General features: G+C 66.6%; 14 protein-coding genes and 1 pseudogene. 5 read left to right on the top strand and 10 right to left on the bottom strand.

The annotated features are described in order from the left end of the window. Positions 1 to 87 precede the first annotated feature (87 nt). From BIWAKO_RS01775 to BIWAKO_RS01760, 4 genes are all read right to left on the bottom strand, one after another. Complete coding sequence (locus BIWAKO_RS01775; protein ID WP_069877080.1) at positions 88 to 1,617, bottom strand: tripartite tricarboxylate transporter permease; 1,530 nt, start codon at positions 1,615 to 1,617, stop codon at positions 88 to 90. Between the two features lie 10 nt (positions 1,618 to 1,627). After that, positions 1,628 to 2,125, bottom strand: coding sequence for a tripartite tricarboxylate transporter TctB family protein (locus BIWAKO_RS01770; protein ID WP_141739938.1), 498 nt, complete (start codon positions 2,123 to 2,125; stop codon positions 1,628 to 1,630). A gap of 237 nt (positions 2,126 to 2,362) precedes the next feature. Next, a complete protein-coding gene (locus tag BIWAKO_RS01765; RefSeq protein ID WP_069877078.1) occupies positions 2,363 to 3,346 on the bottom strand; it encodes a Bug family tripartite tricarboxylate transporter substrate binding protein in 984 nt (327 codons plus the stop codon). A 165-nt stretch (positions 3,347 to 3,511) separates the two neighbouring features. After that, positions 3,512 to 4,249 (bottom strand): GntR family transcriptional regulator, encoded by a 738-nt coding sequence (locus tag BIWAKO_RS01760; RefSeq protein ID WP_069877077.1) that lies wholly within the window; start codon positions 4,247 to 4,249, stop codon positions 3,512 to 3,514. A gap of 159 nt (positions 4,250 to 4,408) precedes the next feature. On the opposite strand from BIWAKO_RS01760, the gene BIWAKO_RS01755 reads away from it, so the two are divergent. The 3 genes from BIWAKO_RS01755 to BIWAKO_RS01745 all read left to right on the top strand — a co-directional run bounded on the left by BIWAKO_RS01755 (position 4,409) and on the right by BIWAKO_RS01745 (position 7,350). Next, a complete protein-coding gene (locus BIWAKO_RS01755) occupies positions 4,409 to 5,608 on the top strand; it encodes a pyridoxal-phosphate-dependent aminotransferase family protein (RefSeq protein WP_069877076.1) in 1,200 nt (399 codons plus the stop codon). 159 nt (positions 5,609 to 5,767) lie between these two features. Further along, positions 5,768 to 6,559 (top strand): enoyl-CoA hydratase/isomerase family protein, encoded by a 792-nt coding sequence (locus BIWAKO_RS01750; protein ID WP_069882080.1) that lies wholly within the window; start codon positions 5,768 to 5,770, stop codon positions 6,557 to 6,559. Between the two features lie 113 nt (positions 6,560 to 6,672). After that, entirely contained in the window at positions 6,673 to 7,350 is a 678-nt protein-coding gene (locus tag BIWAKO_RS01745; protein ID WP_069877075.1) for a transglutaminase-like domain-containing protein, read from the top strand. 38 nt (positions 7,351 to 7,388) lie between these two features. On the opposite strand, the gene BIWAKO_RS01740 is transcribed toward BIWAKO_RS01745, so the two are convergent. The 5 genes from BIWAKO_RS01740 to BIWAKO_RS01720 all read right to left on the bottom strand — a co-directional run bounded on the left by BIWAKO_RS01740 (position 7,389) and on the right by BIWAKO_RS01720 (position 13,277). Beyond that, positions 7,389 to 8,126 carry a 2OG-Fe(II) oxygenase gene (locus tag BIWAKO_RS01740; RefSeq protein WP_069877074.1) on the bottom strand — a complete coding sequence of 246 codons (738 nt, stop codon included), beginning with the start codon at positions 8,124 to 8,126 and terminating at the stop codon, positions 7,389 to 7,391. A gap of 139 nt (positions 8,127 to 8,265) precedes the next feature. After that, positions 8,266 to 9,537 carry an acyl-CoA dehydrogenase family protein gene (locus BIWAKO_RS01735; RefSeq protein ID WP_069877073.1) on the bottom strand — a complete coding sequence of 424 codons (1,272 nt, stop codon included), beginning with the start codon at positions 9,535 to 9,537 and terminating at the stop codon, positions 8,266 to 8,268. Between the two features lie 12 nt (positions 9,538 to 9,549). Further along, a complete protein-coding gene (locus BIWAKO_RS01730; protein ID WP_069877072.1) occupies positions 9,550 to 10,590 on the bottom strand; it encodes a phosphotransferase family protein in 1,041 nt (346 codons plus the stop codon). 31 nt (positions 10,591 to 10,621) lie between these two features. Then, entirely contained in the window at positions 10,622 to 11,863 is a 1,242-nt protein-coding gene (locus BIWAKO_RS01725) for an MCT family MFS transporter (protein WP_069877071.1), read from the bottom strand. Positions 11,864 to 11,873: 10 nt separating this feature from the next. Continuing rightward, positions 11,874 to 13,277 (bottom strand): amidase, encoded by a 1,404-nt coding sequence (locus BIWAKO_RS01720; protein ID WP_069877070.1) that lies wholly within the window; start codon positions 13,275 to 13,277, stop codon positions 11,874 to 11,876. Positions 13,278 to 13,451: 174 nt separating this feature from the next. Here BIWAKO_RS01720 and BIWAKO_RS01715 point away from each other — a divergent pair. Continuing rightward, positions 13,452 to 14,159, top strand: a pseudogene (locus BIWAKO_RS01715) (LysR substrate-binding domain-containing protein); the annotation flags it as partial. Between the two features lie 215 nt (positions 14,160 to 14,374). Here BIWAKO_RS01715 and BIWAKO_RS01710 read toward each other — a convergent pair. After that, entirely contained in the window at positions 14,375 to 15,286 is a 912-nt protein-coding gene (locus BIWAKO_RS01710; protein ID WP_069877069.1) for a DMT family transporter, read from the bottom strand. Between the two features lie 86 nt (positions 15,287 to 15,372). On the opposite strand from BIWAKO_RS01710, the gene ftrA reads away from it, so the two are divergent. Beyond that, complete coding sequence (gene ftrA, locus BIWAKO_RS01705) at positions 15,373 to 16,353, top strand: transcriptional regulator FtrA (RefSeq protein WP_069877068.1); 981 nt, start codon at positions 15,373 to 15,375, stop codon at positions 16,351 to 16,353. Positions 16,354 to 16,355: the final 2 nt, after the last annotated feature.

Here is a 16,355-nt window from a genome sequence, read left to right as displayed (position 1 = left end):
GCGTCACGTATCCATTCCAGTTCCTGTCGCCCCGGCTCTGCGTGTCGATTGGGCCGGGACGACCCGCGTTCGCATCCGAACGCATTCTCATTCGGCTGCTTCCGCCGCTTTTCCGGCCCGGCCGCTCCTGCGCCGCACCGCTCCGATCAGGTCCGACACCGGCCCCCAGAAGAGCAGGATCATCGCCAGCGCAACCAGTGTCGTGACGAGCCCGTTGGCGACGAAGACGCCGAGGCTGCCGCCGGAGCCGAGCAGGGCCTGCCGGAAGGCGTCCTCGGCCCGGTCGCCCAGGACGAGCGCCAGCACCAGCGGCGCGAGCGGGTAATCGAGCTTCTTGAAGACATAGCCGATGATGCCGAAGATCAGCATCAGCCAGATGTCGAAGATCGAGTTGGAGATCGTGTAGGCGCCGATGGCGCAGACGATCAGGATCACCGGCGCGACGAAGGAGAAGGGAATGCGCATGATCGCGGCGAAGAGCGGCACGGTCGCCAGCACGATGATCAGGCCGGCGAGATTGCCGAGATACATCGAGGCGATCAGCCCCCAGACGAAGTCCTTCTGCTCGATGAAGAGCATCGGCCCGGGCTGAAGCCCCCAGACCAGCAGGCCGCCGAGCAATACGGCGGCCGTGGCCGAGCCGGGGATGCCGAGCGCCAGCATCGGCAGCAAGGCGCTGGTGCCGGCGGCATGCGCTGCGGTCTCCGGCGCCAGAACGCCCTCGATCTCGCCCTTGCCGAAATTGGCGCCGCGCCGCGAGAAGCGCTTGGCGAGGCCGTAGCCCATGAAGGAGGCGGCGATCGCGCCGCCCGGCGTCACGCCCATCCACATGCCGACGAGGCTGGAACGGACGAGCGTCGCCCAATAGCGCGGCAGCCCGGCCCAGGTCCGCAGCACGACCTTGAGATCGATCGTCGCCTGCTTGCCCTTGAAGACCAGCCCCTCCTCGACGGTGAGCAGGATCTCGCTGACGCCGAACAGGCCGATCACCACGATCAGGAAGTCGAAACCGCGCATCAGCTCGGTCGAGCCGAAGGTCATGCGCAAATCGCCCGAGATCGAGTCGAGCCCGACTGCTGCCAGCAGGAAGCCGATGCAGAGCGAGGCCAGGATCTTGGCGCGGTTCTCCCGGCCCATGCCGATGAAGGAGCAGAAGGTCAGCAGGAAGACGGCGAAGAACTCGGCCGGCCCGAAGCGCAGCGCGAAGGAGGCGACCAGGGGCGCGACGAAGGTGATCAGGATGACGCCGGACAGAGCCCCGATGAACGAGGCCGTGAAGGCGGCGGTGAGCGCTTCGGCCGCCTTGCCCTGCACTGCCATCGGATAACCGTCGAAGGTGGTTGCGACCGACCAGGCCTCGCCGGGTATGTTGAACAGGATCGAGGTGATCGCGCCGCCGAACAGCGCCCCCCAATAGATCGAGGAGAGCAGGATGATCGCCGAGGTCGGGTCCATGCCGAAGGTCAGCGGCAGCAGGATCGCGACCCCGTTGGGACCGCCGAGGCCTGGCAGCACGCCGACGATGATGCCGAGCACCACGCCGATCACCATGAATCCGACATTGTGCCAGGAGAGCGCGACCTGGAAGCCGGCGATCAGCGAGGAGAGGTCTTCCATCAGCTTAACCTCAATAGCCGAGCATGGCTTCGAGCGGACCCTTGGGCAGGGGCACGCGGAACTGCTGTTCGAAGATCCAGAAACAGACGATCGGCACGAGGATGGCGGTGAGCACGATGCTCCACCAGCGCGAGGTCGCGACGACGGCCATGAAGACGAGGATGAAGATGCTCGCGGCGACATAGAGCCCGAGCGGCTGGATCAGCGCGACGAAGAGCACGAGCGGGCCGAGCACGCGCGAAACCTGCCCGAGCTGCGCGAAGGTGACGAAGACGCTGTTCTCGGCGCGAAAGGACTGCACCAGGATGAACAGCGAGGCAGCCAGGAACAGCCAGCCGACCCGGGCCGGGAAGAAGCCGTTCTGCGGGCCATTGTCCCAGCCGGCGCCGCGGCCATAGGAATCCCAGAGCACGACGAAGGCGAGGCCGATCAGGATCGCGGCCGTGACGAGTTCGACAGGGCGGCGCGAGAGGCCGCGCGGCGTTTCGCCTTCAGGATGAGCGGACATCGACATCTCCGGACGTCGGCAGAGGGAGGAGGCCCGCCGTGACGGCGGGCCGGTCGGGCTCAGGCCAACGCATCGGCCCGAAAAGTGGATCGCGGTTTTCGGGAAGGCCGATTCAAATGTGGACAGGCTGGATCATCGGCCCGAAAAGTGGATCGCGGTTTTCGGGAAGGCCGATGCAAATGTGGACAGGCTGGATCATCGGACCGGATCCGATATCCGATCCGATGATCTGACGGCTCACTTTGCGGTAAAGCCGGCTTCGCCCATCAGCTTGGCGTGCTTCTCCTCATCGGCCTTGAGGAAGGTCACGAAAGCCTCGCCGTCGCGATAGTCCGGAACCAGCGCGCTGCGGGCGAGATAGTCCTTCCATTCCGGCGTCTCGGAGACCTTCTTGAACAGGTTCACGTAGAAGGCCTGCTGCTCCTTGGTGACCTTGCCGGGCATGAACATGCCGCGCAGCATCTGGTAGGTGACATTCAGCCCCTGCGAGGCGCAGGTCGGGATATCGGCCCAGGATTTTCCGTCGGCGACCGGCGTCGAGTAGGTCATCTTCTGCTCGGAGAAGACGCAGATCGGCCGTGTCGCGCCGCCCCGCCAGTTGGCGACGTCCTCGGCCGGGTTGTTGGTGCTGGCGTCGATGTGATTGCCGGACAGCTGGGTCGAGGCCTGGCCGCCGCTGGTATGCGGGATATAGGCGAACTTGACGCCGCCGGCCTTCTCCATGCCGAAGACGATCAGGTTGTCCTCGCGCTTCGACGAGGTGCCGCCGATCTTGAGCGGGGGCGAGGCGGCTTTGGCCGCCGTCATGAAGTCCCCGGCGGTCTGGTAGGGCGCCTTGGCGTTGACCCAGAGCACGAAGGAATCCTGCGCCATCATCGCGATCGGCGTGTATTCGGTCCAGTTCAGCGGCAGCTTGGTCGCCATCGGGGTCATGAAGATGCCGCTCGACGTGGTGATCAGCTTATGCGGATCGCCCGCCGCTTTCTGGATGTCGAGCATGCCCTCGGCGCCACCGGCAGCCGGCTTGTTGACGACGATGATCGGCTGGGAGGTCAGGTTATTCTTCTGGATGATGCCTTGCATCGTCCGCGCCATCTGGTCGGAGGCGCCGCCGGCCGAGAAGGGCACGACGATTTCGATGGCTTTGGTCGGCTCCCAGGCGAGGGCGGGTGTCGTTGCGGCTGCGAGCGCCGCGCCAGCGGCAAGCCAATGCTGCTTCATCTCTTCCAACCTCCCTGCAATGCGCTCTGTCGGCGCCGTGGCGAGAGCCTAGAATCAAAAAATTTTGCATTCAATCTGAAAAATGATGATGACAGGATTGGCGACGAGAAGTGTCCGATTGCCGTCCCGTATCAATGCCGAAAAGATCTCCGGCTGGGGCTGGCCTCAGTCTGAGTTGCTTTCGCCGTCCGTCTGTGCGGCGCTCTGGTGCTGCGCGGCCTTTCGCTTGTTGCGCAGGTGCAGGAACATGATGTCGCTGAGCTCGCTGCCGGCGCGTCGGCGCAGGGCGTCGAGGATGGCCTCGTGCTCGCGCATCGCCTCGCCCCAGCGATCGCGCTCCTTGTCGAGATTGGCGGAATAGCGCACGCGCCGGATGCGGCCGGCAATGCTGTTATAGGTCGCGCTGAGTGTCGCGTTGCCGGCGGCTGCGACGATCATGCGGTGGATGTCCTGGTTGCACTGGAAATAGCCGTGCATGTCGCGCCGCAGGTAGAAACGGTACATCTCGTGATGAGACTGCTCGATTTCTGCGATTTCCTCGTCGCTGATGCGTTCGCAGGCCAGTCGCCCCGCCAGGGCTTCGAGCCCGCCCATCACGTCGAACAATTCACGCAGATCATCGGCGCTCAGGGCGCGCACGCGTGCGCCGCGATTGGGCAGGAGGTCGATCAGCCCTTCCGCGGCCAGGACCTTGAGCGCCTCGCGCAGCGGCGTGCGCGAGATGCCGAACCGGTCGCAGAGCAGGCGCTCGGGCACGCGCGCGCCATCGGCGAGATTGCCCTCGACGATATAGTCGCGCAGTGCAGCCAGGAGTTCGCCGTGCAGCGATGTCTGCCCGGCGCCGTCCTCGCGTCGTAGCGGCGGGCTTTCGGTCGTTTCGGCGTCGGGCGTGATAGTCGTCATGGTGGTTTGCTACGCGAGTGGGCGGTCTCGTGTCGAGATCGCTCACGATAATATTGCACGCGCGAACGGTGTTGCCAAAGACAAAAATGAATGCAAAACATCGGCCATCACGAGCGGCGAGCCTGAAGCGCCGCCACGTCCGAATAGGGAGTTATCGCCATGGCATCGCAGCAGGGCCGCCATTTCCTTCAGATTCCCGGCCCGAGCCCGGTGCCCGACCGGGTCCTGCGGGCCATGGACATGCCGGTGATCGATCACCGCAGCGCCGAGTTCGCGAAGCTCGGGCGCGAGGTGCTCGACGGCGCCAAGTCGGTGTTCAAGACCAGCCAGCCGGTGGTGATCTATCCGTCCTCCGGGACCGGTGCCTGGGAAGCTGCGATCGTCAATACGCTCTCGCCGGGTGACACCGTGCTGATGGCCGAGACCGGCCATTTCGCCACGCTCTGGCGCCAGATCGCCGGGCGTTTCGGCATCGAGGTCGATTTCATTCCGGGCGACTGGCGCCGTGGCGCCGATCCGGCCGCGATCGAGGCAAAGCTGGCCGAGGACCGCGGCTACAAGATCAAGGCGGTGATGGTCGTCCATAACGAGACCTCGACCGGCTCGACCAGCCGGATCGCCGAGATCCGCAAGGCGATCGACAAGGCCGGGCACCCGGCGCTCTTCATGGTCGATACCATCTCCTCGCTCGCCTCGGTCGATTACCGGCACGACGAATGGCAGGTCGACGTCACGGTTTCCGGTTCGCAGAAGGGCCTGATGCTGCCGCCGGGCCTCAGCTTCAACGCGATCTCGGAAAAGGCGATGGCCGCCTCCCGGGCGAACAAGATGCCGCGCTCCTATTGGGACTGGCAGGAGATGGTCAAGATCAACGCCAACGGCTTCTTCCCCTACACGCCGGCGACGAACCTGCTCTACGGCCTGCGCGAAGCCGTCAGGATGCTGCATGAGGAGGGGCTGGATGCCGTCTTCGCCCGCCATGAGCGCCTTGCCGCGGCGACGCGGTCCGCGGTGAAGGCCTGGGGCCTGGAGATCCTGTGCGAGAACCCGGCGGAATATTCGCCGGTGCTGACCGCCGTGCTGATGCCGCCGAGCCATGATGCCGACCATTACCGCAAGGTGGCGCTCGAGAAGTTCAACATCTCGCTCGGCTCCGGCCTCGGCAAGGTGGCCGGCAAGGTCTTCCGGATCGGCCATCTCGGCGAATGCAACGAACTGACCTTGCTTGGCGCGTTGTCCGGCGTCGAGATGGGGCTGGCGGCGGCCGGCGTGCCGCATCGCAGCGGCGGCGTGCAGGCCGCGATGGCTGCGCTCGAAAGCCGCGAGGAAGCCAATACACCCAAGGTTGCGGTCGCCTGACGAGGGGGAAGTCCCGGGGGGCCTCTGAACCGAGAGAGCTCCCGGGGCTTCGCGCTCGCGCCGCGAGCATTTCTGCGCGTCCGCTGCGCAGGAATCGGAGTGCCGCAGGCCGAAATACCCATGGTAGAACCGGGGCAATCGCTGCTCCGGAACCTGCCGATGACCGATCCCTCCAACTCCATCCTGTTGGCCGTCGATGCCGGCGTCGCGGTGCTGACGCTGAACCGCCCCGAGGTGCTGAACGCGTTCGATGCGGCCATGGCCGAAACCTTCCTGGCCCGGATCGAGCAGATCGCGGCGCGGCGGGATGTCCGTGCCATCCTGCTGAAGGGCGCGGGCAGGGGCTTCTGTGCCGGTGGCGACGTCTCGCAATTCACCTCTGGTGGCGATCCCGAGACCGCGATCGAGGCGATCATCACTCCGCTGCATGCCGGGCTGAAACGGCTCGATGAATTGCCCCAGCCTGTGGTCGCCAGCCTGCATGGCGCGGTGGCAGGAGCCGGATTCAGCCTGGCGCTTGCCTGCGATCTGGCGATCGCCGCCGAGAACGCGAAATTCACGCTGGCCTATGCCCGGATCGGTGCGACACCGGACGGATCCGGGACCTATCATCTACCGCGCATCGTCGGCATGAAGAAGGCGAAGGAGCTGGCGCTGCTCGCCGAGACGATCGATGCCGGCGAGGCGCTGCGGCTCGGCCTGATCAATCGCCTCGTGCCGGCCGAGAGCCTCGATGCCGAAGCCATGGCGCTGGCGCGCAAGCTGGCTGCCGGGCCGACCCAGGCCTATGGCCGCATCAAGGCGCTGCTCGGCGCTTCGCTGAGCAACACATTGATCGCCCAGCTCGACGCCGAGCGCGACGCCTTCCACGCCTCGACCCGGACCGCGGATTTCAGCGAGGGTGTCTCGGCCTTCCTGGAGAAGCGGCCAACTCGGTTCACAGGCCAGTAGATCACCGGCTGGATATCGGGTCCGGTCCGATGATCTCGCCTTTTTAGTCTTTGCATCGGCTCTGTCCGAAGGCCGCAAACCACTTTTCCCGCCGATGCTTGAGAGGATTGGCAATGCAGGATTCCCACCGCGTTCTCTTCACGAGCCCTGCCGAGTTCGTCGACAGCGACCATCCGATGGTGATCGCCGAGGCGCGGCTGCTGACTTCGGGCATCAGCGATCCTGCGGAGCAGGCCGGCATCCTCTATCAGGCGGTGCGCGACGGCATCCGCTATGACCCCTATGGCGACTATCTCAACCCCGAGACCTATCGCGCCAGCTCCGTGCTGGCGGCCGGCATTGGCTACTGCGTCGGCAAGGCCGCACTCTACGCTGCCTATTGCCGGGCCATCGGCATTCCCGCCCGCATCGGGCTCGCCGACGTCAAAAACCATCTCGCCACGCCGCGCCTGCTGGAGGCGGTGGGCACCAATGTCTTCGCCTATCACGGCTATACCGAGATTTTCCTCGACGGGCGCTGGCTGAAGGCGTCGCCGACCTTCAACGCGCGCCTCTGCGACAGGCTCGGCGTCGCGACCCTCGGCTTCGACGGCAAGAGCGATGCGCTGCTGCAGAGCTTCGATGGGCAAGGCCGCAGTTTCATGGACTATATCGCCCAGCACGGCAGCTTCTTCGACGTGCCGGTGAAGTTCCTGATCAGCGAGATGTCGCGGCTCTATCCGAAGCTCTGCGTTCCCGGCGGCCTGCGCGGCAGCATGGAGCAGGAGGCGCGCGCCTCTCTGTCGCGTTGACGCGGACAGCGTCTTCGCCGGAGCGAGCCGCGCTTGCCTCAGCGCGCGTCGTGAAAGATCAGCCCGGTCGTGTAGCGCTCGCCCGAGCGCACCCGGCTGACGCCATGGCGGAGATTGACGCGATAGGTGCCGCGGGAACCCCGCATCGGCCGGTGCTGCACGGCGAAGATTGCGGCTTCTCCCTGGACCAGGGGCACGACCTCGGGCCGTGACTGCATGCGCGGCCGCTGCTCGACCAGGGTGAACTCGCCACCGGTGAAATCGACGCCTGGCTGCGAGAGCAGGATGACCATCTGGAACGGGAAGAACAGGTCGCCGTAAAGGTCCTGATGCAGGCAGTTATAGTCGCCCGCGCCGTATTTCAGCAGCAGCGGCGTCGGCCGGGTCTGCCCGGCCTCGTGGCAGAGCGCCAGGAAGGCGTCGAGCTCGGCTGGATAGCGCTGGGCGATCCCGAGCGTCTCGTTCCAGCGGTTGGCGACGGGGGCGAGGCGCTCATAGATGGCCGGCCGCAGGGCCGCGAGCATCTCCGGCAACGGATGGGCGAAATACTGGTACTCGCCGCTGCCAAAGCCGTGACGCGCCATGACGATGCGGCTGCGGAAGCGGCTCTCGTCGGCATAGAGCGCGGCAAGCGCGCGGCATTCCTCCGGGCTGAGCAAGGGGCCGGTCAGGCCGACGCCATGCGAGTCGAGTTCCGCCTCGATCCGGCGCCAGTGCAGCGCGTCGACGCGGGATGCGAGGGATGGAACTTCGGGCAGTCTTGCTGCGGCGGGCATGGCGGGAGCCTTCTTCGACTGGTGTCAGCGTGTCGAAAGAGGCTCCCATGCCTCGGGCATGGGCTTCCACCCGGTTTCTGCGCGGCCTTCTGTGACTGCATCGGCCCGAAAACCGCAATCCACGTCTCGGGCCGATGCTTTAACCCGCGGGCTTGAGATAGGGCATCGTCACGCCCTGCTCGGCCATCGTGCTGCGATTGCTCGCCTGCCGTTTCTTGATCTCGGCACGGGCGACCGTGCGCAGATGCACCTCGTCCGGCCCGTCGATGAAGCGCAGCGCCCGGCCCCAGCTATAGATGAAGGCGAGCGGCGTATCGTTGGAGAGACCGGCGGCGCCAAAGACCTGAATCGCCCGGTCGGCGATCTTGGTCTGCAGCCGCGTCGCCACGACCTTGATCGAGGAGACCTCGGTGCGCGCGGCCTTGTTGCCGTGCTTGTCCATCATCCAGGCGGCGCGCAGACAGAGCAGCCGCGCCTGGTCGATTTCCATGCGCCCTTCGGCAATCCAGTCCTGGACATTGGCATAGTCCGAGAGGTGCCGGCCAAAGGCCTTCCGCTGCAGCGCGCGCTCGACCATCAGTTCGAGCGCGACCTCGCATTGGCCGATCGTGCGCATGCAGTGGTGGATGCGGCCGGGCCCGAGCCGCGCCTGCGCCAACGCAAAGCCCGCCCCTTCCTCGCCAAGCATGTTGGCGGCTGGCGCGCGGACATTGTCGAAATCCGTTTCGGTATGGCCTTCGGGCGAGTGGTGGTTGAGCAGCGGCAGGTTGCGCATCACGCTCACGCCGGGCGTATCCATCGGCACGATCACCATGGAATGGCGCTTGTGCGGATCGGCCTCCGGGCGCGTGTCCGAGAGACCCATGACGATGCAGAATTTGACGTTGGGATGCAGGGCGCCGGTGGTCCACCACTTCCGGCCGTTGATGACATAGTCGTCGCCGTCTCGGATGATCGTGGTCTGCAGATTGGTCGGATCGGAGGAGGCGACACCGGGCTCGGTGATGCCAACGCAGGAGCGGATCTCGCCCTTCATCAGCGGAACGAGAAAGCGTTCGCGCTGCGCCGGCGTCGCGAACATGTGCAGGATTTCCATGTTGCCGGTGTCGGGAGCGTTGCAGTTGAACACTTCCGACGACCAGAAGATTCGGCCCATGATCTCCGCCAATGGGGCGTATTCGAGATTGCTCAGCCGCGTGCCGGGCTCGTCGGGCTTCAGCGCCGGCAGGAACAGGTTCCACAGGCCCTCGGATTTCGCCTTCTCTTTCAGCCCGTCGATCAGCGTCAGCGGATAGCGCCCCGCCTCGACCTCATGCTTCCACGTGGCGTCTGCCGGCTGGACATGGGCATCCATGAAGGCTTGCAGCCGCGAGCGCAGCTCTTCGACCCTGGCGGAATAGGCGAAATCCATGGTGAACCCCGTTCAACTCTGGTCGATGATAGCGGCGGCCTGCCGGGCAAAGCTCTCGGCCATCCCGCCGACCGCGACCGCATTCTCGGCTGCGGCATTGCCGGCCCTGGCGCGCGCCGCAATGCCGTCGAGGATGACGGCGAAGCGGAAGAGCGAGAAGGCGAGGTGGAAACGTCCCGGGCCGTCCTTGCGGCCGGCTGCCGCGCAATAGCGGGAGAGGTACTCGGCCTGGGCCGGGATGCCGAGCGCCTCGCGGTCGAGGCCCATGATGCCCTGATACATGGCGGGGCCGGAATGCCAGGGCAGGCAGGAGAAGGCAGCGTCGGAGAGCGGATGGCCGAGCGTCGAGAGCTCCCAGTCGAGCACGGCGACGACGCGCGGCTCGACCGGGTGAAACATCAGGTTGCCCATCCGGAAATCGCCATGGACGATCGTCGTCTCCGCGCCTTCGTCGAGATGGGCGCTCAGCCAGTCGATCAGCCGATCGATCTCGGGGATGTCGCGGGTCCTGGTCTCGCGCCATTGCCGGCCCCAGCGCGCGAGCTGGCGGGCATAATAGTTTCCAGGCTTGCCGTAATCGGCGAGGCCGGCGGCCTGCCAGTCGAAGCGATGCAGGGCGGCCAGGGTCTCGGCCATGGCGAAATACATCTGCCGGCGCTCGGCCGGCGCCACGCCCGGCAGTGCCGCGTCATGGAAGACACGGCCGTCGAGCCGTTCCATCAGGTAGAAGGGCGTGCCGACGATATCGTCTTCTGCATGGAACAGCAGCACCGGCGGCACCGGCACTTGCGAACCCGCGAGCGCTTTGAGGATGCGGTATTCGCGGTCGACCGCATGGGCCGAGGGCAGCAGCGGGCCCGGCGGCTTCTTGCGCATGACCAGCCGCGTGCCGGCTTCGGGAAAGGAGAGGAAGAAGGTCGGGTTCGACTGGCCGCCGCTGATGCGCTCCAGCGCCATCGCGCCGGCCGCCCGGCCGGGCAGGGCGGAGCGCAGGAAGGCTTCGAGCCTGGCAGGGTCGAATTCGGGGGCGGCGGAGGCGGGGCCGGCGGACATGCCGGCATCATCGGTGCGGTAGGAGGCGAGGTCAACGCGGCAGGGAGCGTGGGGGCCCCGCGGAATGCGCCATGATGAGGGCCGCAAGGATGTTGGCGCCGGCGCAGGCGAGGATCGCGATCGCATAGCTCTGGGTCAGATCGAAGATGAGCCCGGCGGCTGGCGGTCCGATCAGGGTTCCAAACGCGACGCTCGTATAGAGAATGCCGATGATCCCGCTGACATTGCGCCCGCCGAAACGATCCATGACGACCGCCGGCAGCACAGCGACCCAGCCGCCATAGAAGACGCCATAAAGCAGCGCGAAGACGGCCAGCATCGCGAAGCCGCTCGAGAGCCACCAGATGCCGAGCGCGCCGGCCATGCCCAGGAACATGACGAGAAGGGCGCGGTGGCGGCCGATCCGGTCCGCCAGATTGCCGAGGCAGAAGCGGCCGGCCGTGCTGCCGACGCCGATCAGCGCGAGCAGCAGGACGGCCCGGCCCTGCGGGACGCCCCGGTCCAGGGCGTAGGGCACGAGATGGACGAAGGGGACGAAGGCCCCGAACGAGCCGATCAGGCAGGCTGCGTAGAGCCTGATGAAGGGCTGTGACCACACCGCCTCAGGAATTGACATGCCGGTCGCCTGCGCCGTGATGCCGCCTGGGGGCAGGGCGTCCCCGTCCGGCAGCAGCCCGCGCTTGCGCGGGTCGCTTTCGATCAGGAGCGCCATCGCTGCACCAATGATCGCCGCGAGCCCGCCAAGCGCGAAATAGGCGTTCCGCCAGCCGATCTGCTCGATCAGCAGCGAGGCGAGGGGCGGCATCACGAGAGTGCCGACACCGATGCCGCTGACCGCGAGACCCGACGCGAAGCCGCGGCGTTTGACGAACCAGCGCTGCACCGCGCCCAACGCCGGAACATAGGAGCAGCCGATGCCGAGCCCGACGCCGAGGCCATAGGCCAGGTAGATCTCGGTCAGGCTCCGCGCCGCTCCCGCCGCGGCCATGCCAAGCCCGGTGAGCAGCATGCCGAGAAAGACAAGCCTGCGGGCGCCCCAGCGGTCCGCAAGGGGGCCGCTGATCAGTCCGAAGCCGAAATAGAGAAAGCCGGCGAGCGAAAAGACCAGGGAAACCGAAGCGCGGGAGGCGGAAAAATCCGTCTGCAGGGATTCGACGAAGGCGCTGAAGGTGTAGGCGCTGCCAAAGCCGACGAAGGTGACGGCAAACGCCGCCGCGACCACAAGCCAGCCATGGAAGATCGGGGAGGCGTGACCCGTTGGATGCGTGCTCATCGCGGGCTCCTCAAAGGGCCGGGTGGTGTCGGTGCCATGTGGTCGCAGCCTGGAAGGCTGCGCCGGCGCGGATCAGTGTGGCTTCGTCCAGCTGCGCTGCAACGAGCTGGAGCCCAATCGGCATTCCCTCGGAGAAGCCGCCGGGCAAAGTGAGCGTCGGGTTGCCTGTCATGTTGAAGGGGCAGGTGTAGCGCTGCAGGTCGGCGATCAGCCCGGGCTGCTCTCCCAATGTGCTGATCGTCGCAAGCGTCAGCGGCGGGAAGGGTTGAACCGGGGTCAGCAGCAGATCGATCGTACCGAACAGGGCGGCGACGCGCCCGCGAAAGGCCATGCGCCGCAGCAGGATGCGCTGATAGTCGAGGCCCGAAAGCGCGCGCCCCGTCTCGATGACCGAGGTCAGAACCGGGCCGTATTCGTCCTTGCTGGCGGGATAGGTCGCTTCATGGGCGATGGCGGCTTCCACCGCGCAGTTCGGCGCCCAATCGGCGACGATCTGCTTTACATCCGGAAATTGAATCTCGACGATCTCGGCTCCGAGCGCCCGATAGACCGCGATGGCCTCGTTCAGAACCGCCTGCGTCGTCGCATCGACACCTTCGCTGTTCCAGGCTGGATCGATGCCGATCCGCACGCCGCCGACGCCTTGCCGGGTCGCTGCGAGATAGTCCGGAACCGGTGCGCCGAGCGCGGTCGGATCGGCGGGATCGGCACCGGCGATGGCTTGCAGGATCGCGGCGACATCCCGGGTATCGCGCGCCATCGGCCCGAGATGGTCGAGCGTCGCGGCCAGCTCGAATGTGCCGTGACGGCTGACGCGGCCCCAGCTCGGTTTCAGCCCGGTCAGGCCTGTAGCCGCGCAGGGCCAGCGGATCGACCCTCCGGTATCGGAACCGAGCGCGCCGTAGCACAGGCCGGCCGCCGTCGCCGCGGCCGAGCCGCTCGACGAGATGCCGGTCCAGTACGCGGCATTCCAGGGATTGCGGGGTGGCGTCACCATGGGGTGGTGGTCGGAATAGGCCCCTTCCGTCATCTCCAGCTTGCCCAGCAGGACGGCTCCCGCCTCGCGCAGGCGGCGCACAGCCGTGGCGTCCTCCTGCGGCCGGTGCTGCTTATGGATCGTCATCCCACCGGCCGTCGGGAAACCCTGCGTCCAGAACAGGTCCTTCACGGCAATCGGCACGCCATGCAGAGGCCCGCGATAGCGCCCGGCGGCGATCTCTGCCTCTGCGCTCTCGGCCTCGGCCAGCGCGGTATCCGCCATCACGCCGGCAAAGCTGTGAAGCTCCGTGTCCAGGCTTTCGATGCGCTCGAGCTGCGACCGCGTCACCGCCACCGGCGAGATGTCGCGTGCCTGGATGCGCGCCGCGAGCTCCGACAATGAGAGGTAATGGGACGCGTCGGGGAGGTTGGGCATGCATGGGCTCCGGCGGGTAGGGGGAAGGGTGAGATAAAAGTTCAGTTTTTCTCTTGCTGATCATTTCGATAAGGCAGCAGAGGTTCACGAGTTTTGTCGGTATTTCGGCAATTTGACGAATGAACATGCCGGAGGCAAACTAGGATCTCTATGAAAATAAGTTAGAAAAACTAAATGAAAATCGATCGACTGCCACCGCTGAATGCCCTGCGGGCCTTCGAAGCCACGGCTCGGCATCTCTCCGTGAAGGAGGCTGCCGATGAGCTCTGCGTGACGCCGGGCGCGGTCAGCCAGATGCTCAAGGCCCTGGAGCTTCATTTCGGTACGCAGCTCTTCCTGCGGATCAATCGCGGCATGGTCCTCACGCCGGCCGGACAGAGCCTGATGCCGCCGGTGCGCAACGCCTTCCGGCAGATCGCCGAGGCATCAAGGCGCATCGCCGCCGATCCCGGCACGGGCCCGCTGACGATCAGCACGACGCCATTCTTCGCGAGCGCCTGGCTGGTGCCGCGCCTCAAGCAGTTCCACGATGCCCATCCCGATATCGATCTACGGGTCGTGACCGGTACTGCGCTGGCGGATTTCAGCCGCGACGGGGTCGATGTCGCGATCCGGCACGGTTTTGGCCATTATCCCGGATTGCGCAGCGAGCTTCTGGTTGCCGTCGAGGTCGTTCCCGTCGCGGCCCCGACCCTGCTGGCTTCCCTCGGCAGGCCGCAGGATGCGGCTGCCCTGGCGCATTGGCCCCATGTCCATGACAGCGAGCGCAAGGCCTGGCAGCGCTGGTTTCAGGCGCAGGGCATCGAGGAATTCGGTGCGCCGCGCGGACCGTCCTTCGACGATTCAGGCCTGATGCTGAAAGCGGTGCTGTCCGGTCAGGGCGCTGGATTGCTGCCGGCGGCGATGATCGAATCCGACCTCGCGGAGGGGGGCTGGTCCAGCTCGCGAATGTCGTGCTGCTCGAGGATTTCGCCTATTTTCTCGTCTGTCCCGAGACGAGCCGGGCGCGGCCCGGGGTTGCGGCGTTCTGCGCGTGGATGCGGGAGGTCGCCGCCGCCTTCCGGCAGGCGGCGTAGCCGGGCTCCCCTCCGATCGCCTCAGGCGGTTCTTCGTTCTCTGCCCTGCGCCAGCAAGCCTCCCGCGATGATCAGGCCGCCGCCGAGGAGTGAGACGGGGGAGGGCAGCGTCGTGAACAGCAGGGCATCGATCAGCATGGCCCAGAGCAGGCCGGAGAATTGCCAGGGCGCGAGTCGAGAGGCTTCGCCGCGCCGGAGCGCGCCAGCGATACAGGCGAGGGCAGCCGTCTGGATCACAGTGAAGAGCAAAACGAGGGCGAAGGCCTCGGCGCTGACCTGATGCCAGAACCAGAGCATCGTTGCCGCCAGCAGTGCGAAGCCGACAACCGCCACCTGCATGGCGGTATCGAGGCTGTTTGCGACATCGCGCAGCCGGCGCACCAGGATTTGATACAGCGCATAGCTGGCGGCCGCGCCTATAGAGGCGAGGATACCCGGCCAGGCTCCGCCTTCGCCTGGCCTGACGATCAGCAGCATGCCCGCAAAGCCGCTTGCAGCACCGAGCCAACGTCCGAGCGAGATGCGCTCCCCGAGCAAGAGTCCGCCCAGAGCAGTGAGCAGGAGCGGTGCGGTGAAGCCGAGCGCCGAGGCTGCCGTGACCGGCATGAGGCTATAGGCGACGATAGCCAGGACGTTCGAGGCGACCAGCGCAGCCGCCGCGGCGCGCTGCTCCCAGGCGCGCGGCGGGTGCAGCAACCGCGCCTGCGTGACGCCGCTCCGCGGCCAGGCCAGCAGGACGAGGCTTCCCACCAGGACCAGAAGACAGCGCAGGAAGGTCACCTGCAGCGCGCTCAATCCGTAGGAGGAGACCAGGGTCTTCGACAGGGAGTAGCCCAGGACATAGAGCAGGCTGGACGACAGCACGAGGCCGACCGCCAGCAGCATCGTTCGGCCGCCCTGCTTCTCCCTGACCAACTCGACTTGCATCACCATGCCCGGCACCTCGCGATCACGGGCCGGACCATGCGCGGCCTCCGCGACGCTGGTAAGTGGCGAGAAGGACGACTATCGTAAAGATCATGCCAAATCGCCTGGAGCCACCTCCGCAGGCCCCGCATCGCGTCGTCGCGGTTGCCTACGACCGGCTCTGCACCTTCGAATACGGCATTGTCGCCGAGGTCTTCGGCTCGCGCCGGCCCGGCCTGCCGGAAGACTGGTACGAATTCCGCACGGCCGCTGGCGAGCCCGGGCGTTTGCGCGCCCATGGCGGCCTTGCGGTCGAGGCCGATGGTGGGCTCGCTCTGCTGCAGGGGGCGGGAACCATCATCGTTCCCGGCTGGCGTGGCCTTGACGAGCCGGTGCCGGAGCCGCTGGCGGGCGCCCTGCGCGCGGCGCATCGCGGCGGCAGCCGCGTCGTCTCGATCTGCGGTGGAGCCTATGTGCTGGCGGCTGCCGGCCTGCTGGACGGGCGCAGGGCGACGACCCACTGGCAGTACGGGGCGGATTTTGCGAAACGCCATCCCGCGGTGCGGCTCGAGCCCGATGTGCTCTATGTCGACGAGGGTGACATCCTGACCTCGGCCGGCAGCGCGGCCGGCATCGACCTTTGCCTGCATATCGTCCGCCGCGACCTTGGGCCCGAGGCCGCGAACCTGGTGGCGCGCAGCATGGTCGTGCCTCCGCATCGCAGCGGTGGCCAGGCACAATTCGTCCGTCGCCCGCTACCGCCGCAGACCGGGGCGCGCCTGTCGCCATTGCTCGACTGGATGCGCTCGTCGCTGGCCGAGGACCTGACCTTGCAGCGGCTCAGCGACCGGGCCGGCATGAGCCAGCGCACGTTCTTCCGGCGTTTCACGGAGGCCACTGGCAGCGCGCCGGGCGAGTGGATCCTCAACGAGCGTGTCGCCCATGCCTGCGATCTGCTGGAGACGACCACGCTCGGGGTCGACGAGGTCGCCTATCGCGCCGGGCTCGGTTCCGCGGCGGCGCTGCGCCACCATTTCCGGCAGCGCCTGCGCACCACGCCAACCGCCCATCGGCTGCAGTTCTCGCGCCGCTAGGC

The sequence above is a fragment of the Bosea sp. BIWAKO-01 genome (genome assembly GCF_001748145.1).
Classification (GTDB): Bacteria; Pseudomonadota; Alphaproteobacteria; order Rhizobiales; family Beijerinckiaceae; genus Allobosea.
Note: the sequence above shows the minus strand (reverse complement) of the source record. Positions and strands in the feature narration are given on the sequence as shown.

What these genes read in the sequence shown, in the direction of transcription:
- BIWAKO_RS01775 (WP_069877080.1), bottom strand. Translation starts at nt 1,617, where the DNA reads ATGGAAGACCTCTCCTCGCTGATCGCCGGCTTCCAGGTCGCGCTCTCC.
- BIWAKO_RS01770 (WP_141739938.1), bottom strand. Translation starts at nt 2,125, where the DNA reads ATGTCCGCTCATCCTGAAGGCGAAACGCCGCGCGGCCTCTCGCGCCGC.
- BIWAKO_RS01765 (WP_069877078.1), bottom strand. Translation starts at nt 3,346, where the DNA reads ATGAAGCAGCATTGGCTTGCCGCTGGCGCGGCGCTCGCAGCCGCAACG.
- BIWAKO_RS01760 (WP_069877077.1), bottom strand. Translation starts at nt 4,249, where the DNA reads ATGACGACTATCACGCCCGACGCCGAAACGACCGAAAGCCCGCCGCTA.
- BIWAKO_RS01755 (WP_069877076.1), top strand. Translation starts at nt 4,409, where the DNA reads ATGGCATCGCAGCAGGGCCGCCATTTCCTTCAGATTCCCGGCCCGAGC.
- BIWAKO_RS01750 (WP_069882080.1), top strand. Translation starts at nt 5,768, where the DNA reads ATGACCGATCCCTCCAACTCCATCCTGTTGGCCGTCGATGCCGGCGTC.
- BIWAKO_RS01745 (WP_069877075.1), top strand. Translation starts at nt 6,673, where the DNA reads ATGCAGGATTCCCACCGCGTTCTCTTCACGAGCCCTGCCGAGTTCGTC.
- BIWAKO_RS01740 (WP_069877074.1), bottom strand. Translation starts at nt 8,126, where the DNA reads ATGCCCGCCGCAGCAAGACTGCCCGAAGTTCCATCCCTCGCATCCCGC.
- BIWAKO_RS01735 (WP_069877073.1), bottom strand. Translation starts at nt 9,537, where the DNA reads ATGGATTTCGCCTATTCCGCCAGGGTCGAAGAGCTGCGCTCGCGGCTG.
- BIWAKO_RS01730 (WP_069877072.1), bottom strand. Translation starts at nt 10,590, where the DNA reads ATGTCCGCCGGCCCCGCCTCCGCCGCCCCCGAATTCGACCCTGCCAGG.
- BIWAKO_RS01725 (WP_069877071.1), bottom strand. Translation starts at nt 11,863, where the DNA reads ATGAGCACGCATCCAACGGGTCACGCCTCCCCGATCTTCCATGGCTGG.
- BIWAKO_RS01720 (WP_069877070.1), bottom strand. Translation starts at nt 13,277, where the DNA reads ATGCCCAACCTCCCCGACGCGTCCCATTACCTCTCATTGTCGGAGCTC.
- BIWAKO_RS01710 (WP_069877069.1), bottom strand. Translation starts at nt 15,286, where the DNA reads ATGGTGATGCAAGTCGAGTTGGTCAGGGAGAAGCAGGGCGGCCGAACG.
- ftrA (WP_069877068.1), top strand. Translation starts at nt 15,373, where the DNA reads ATGCCAAATCGCCTGGAGCCACCTCCGCAGGCCCCGCATCGCGTCGTC.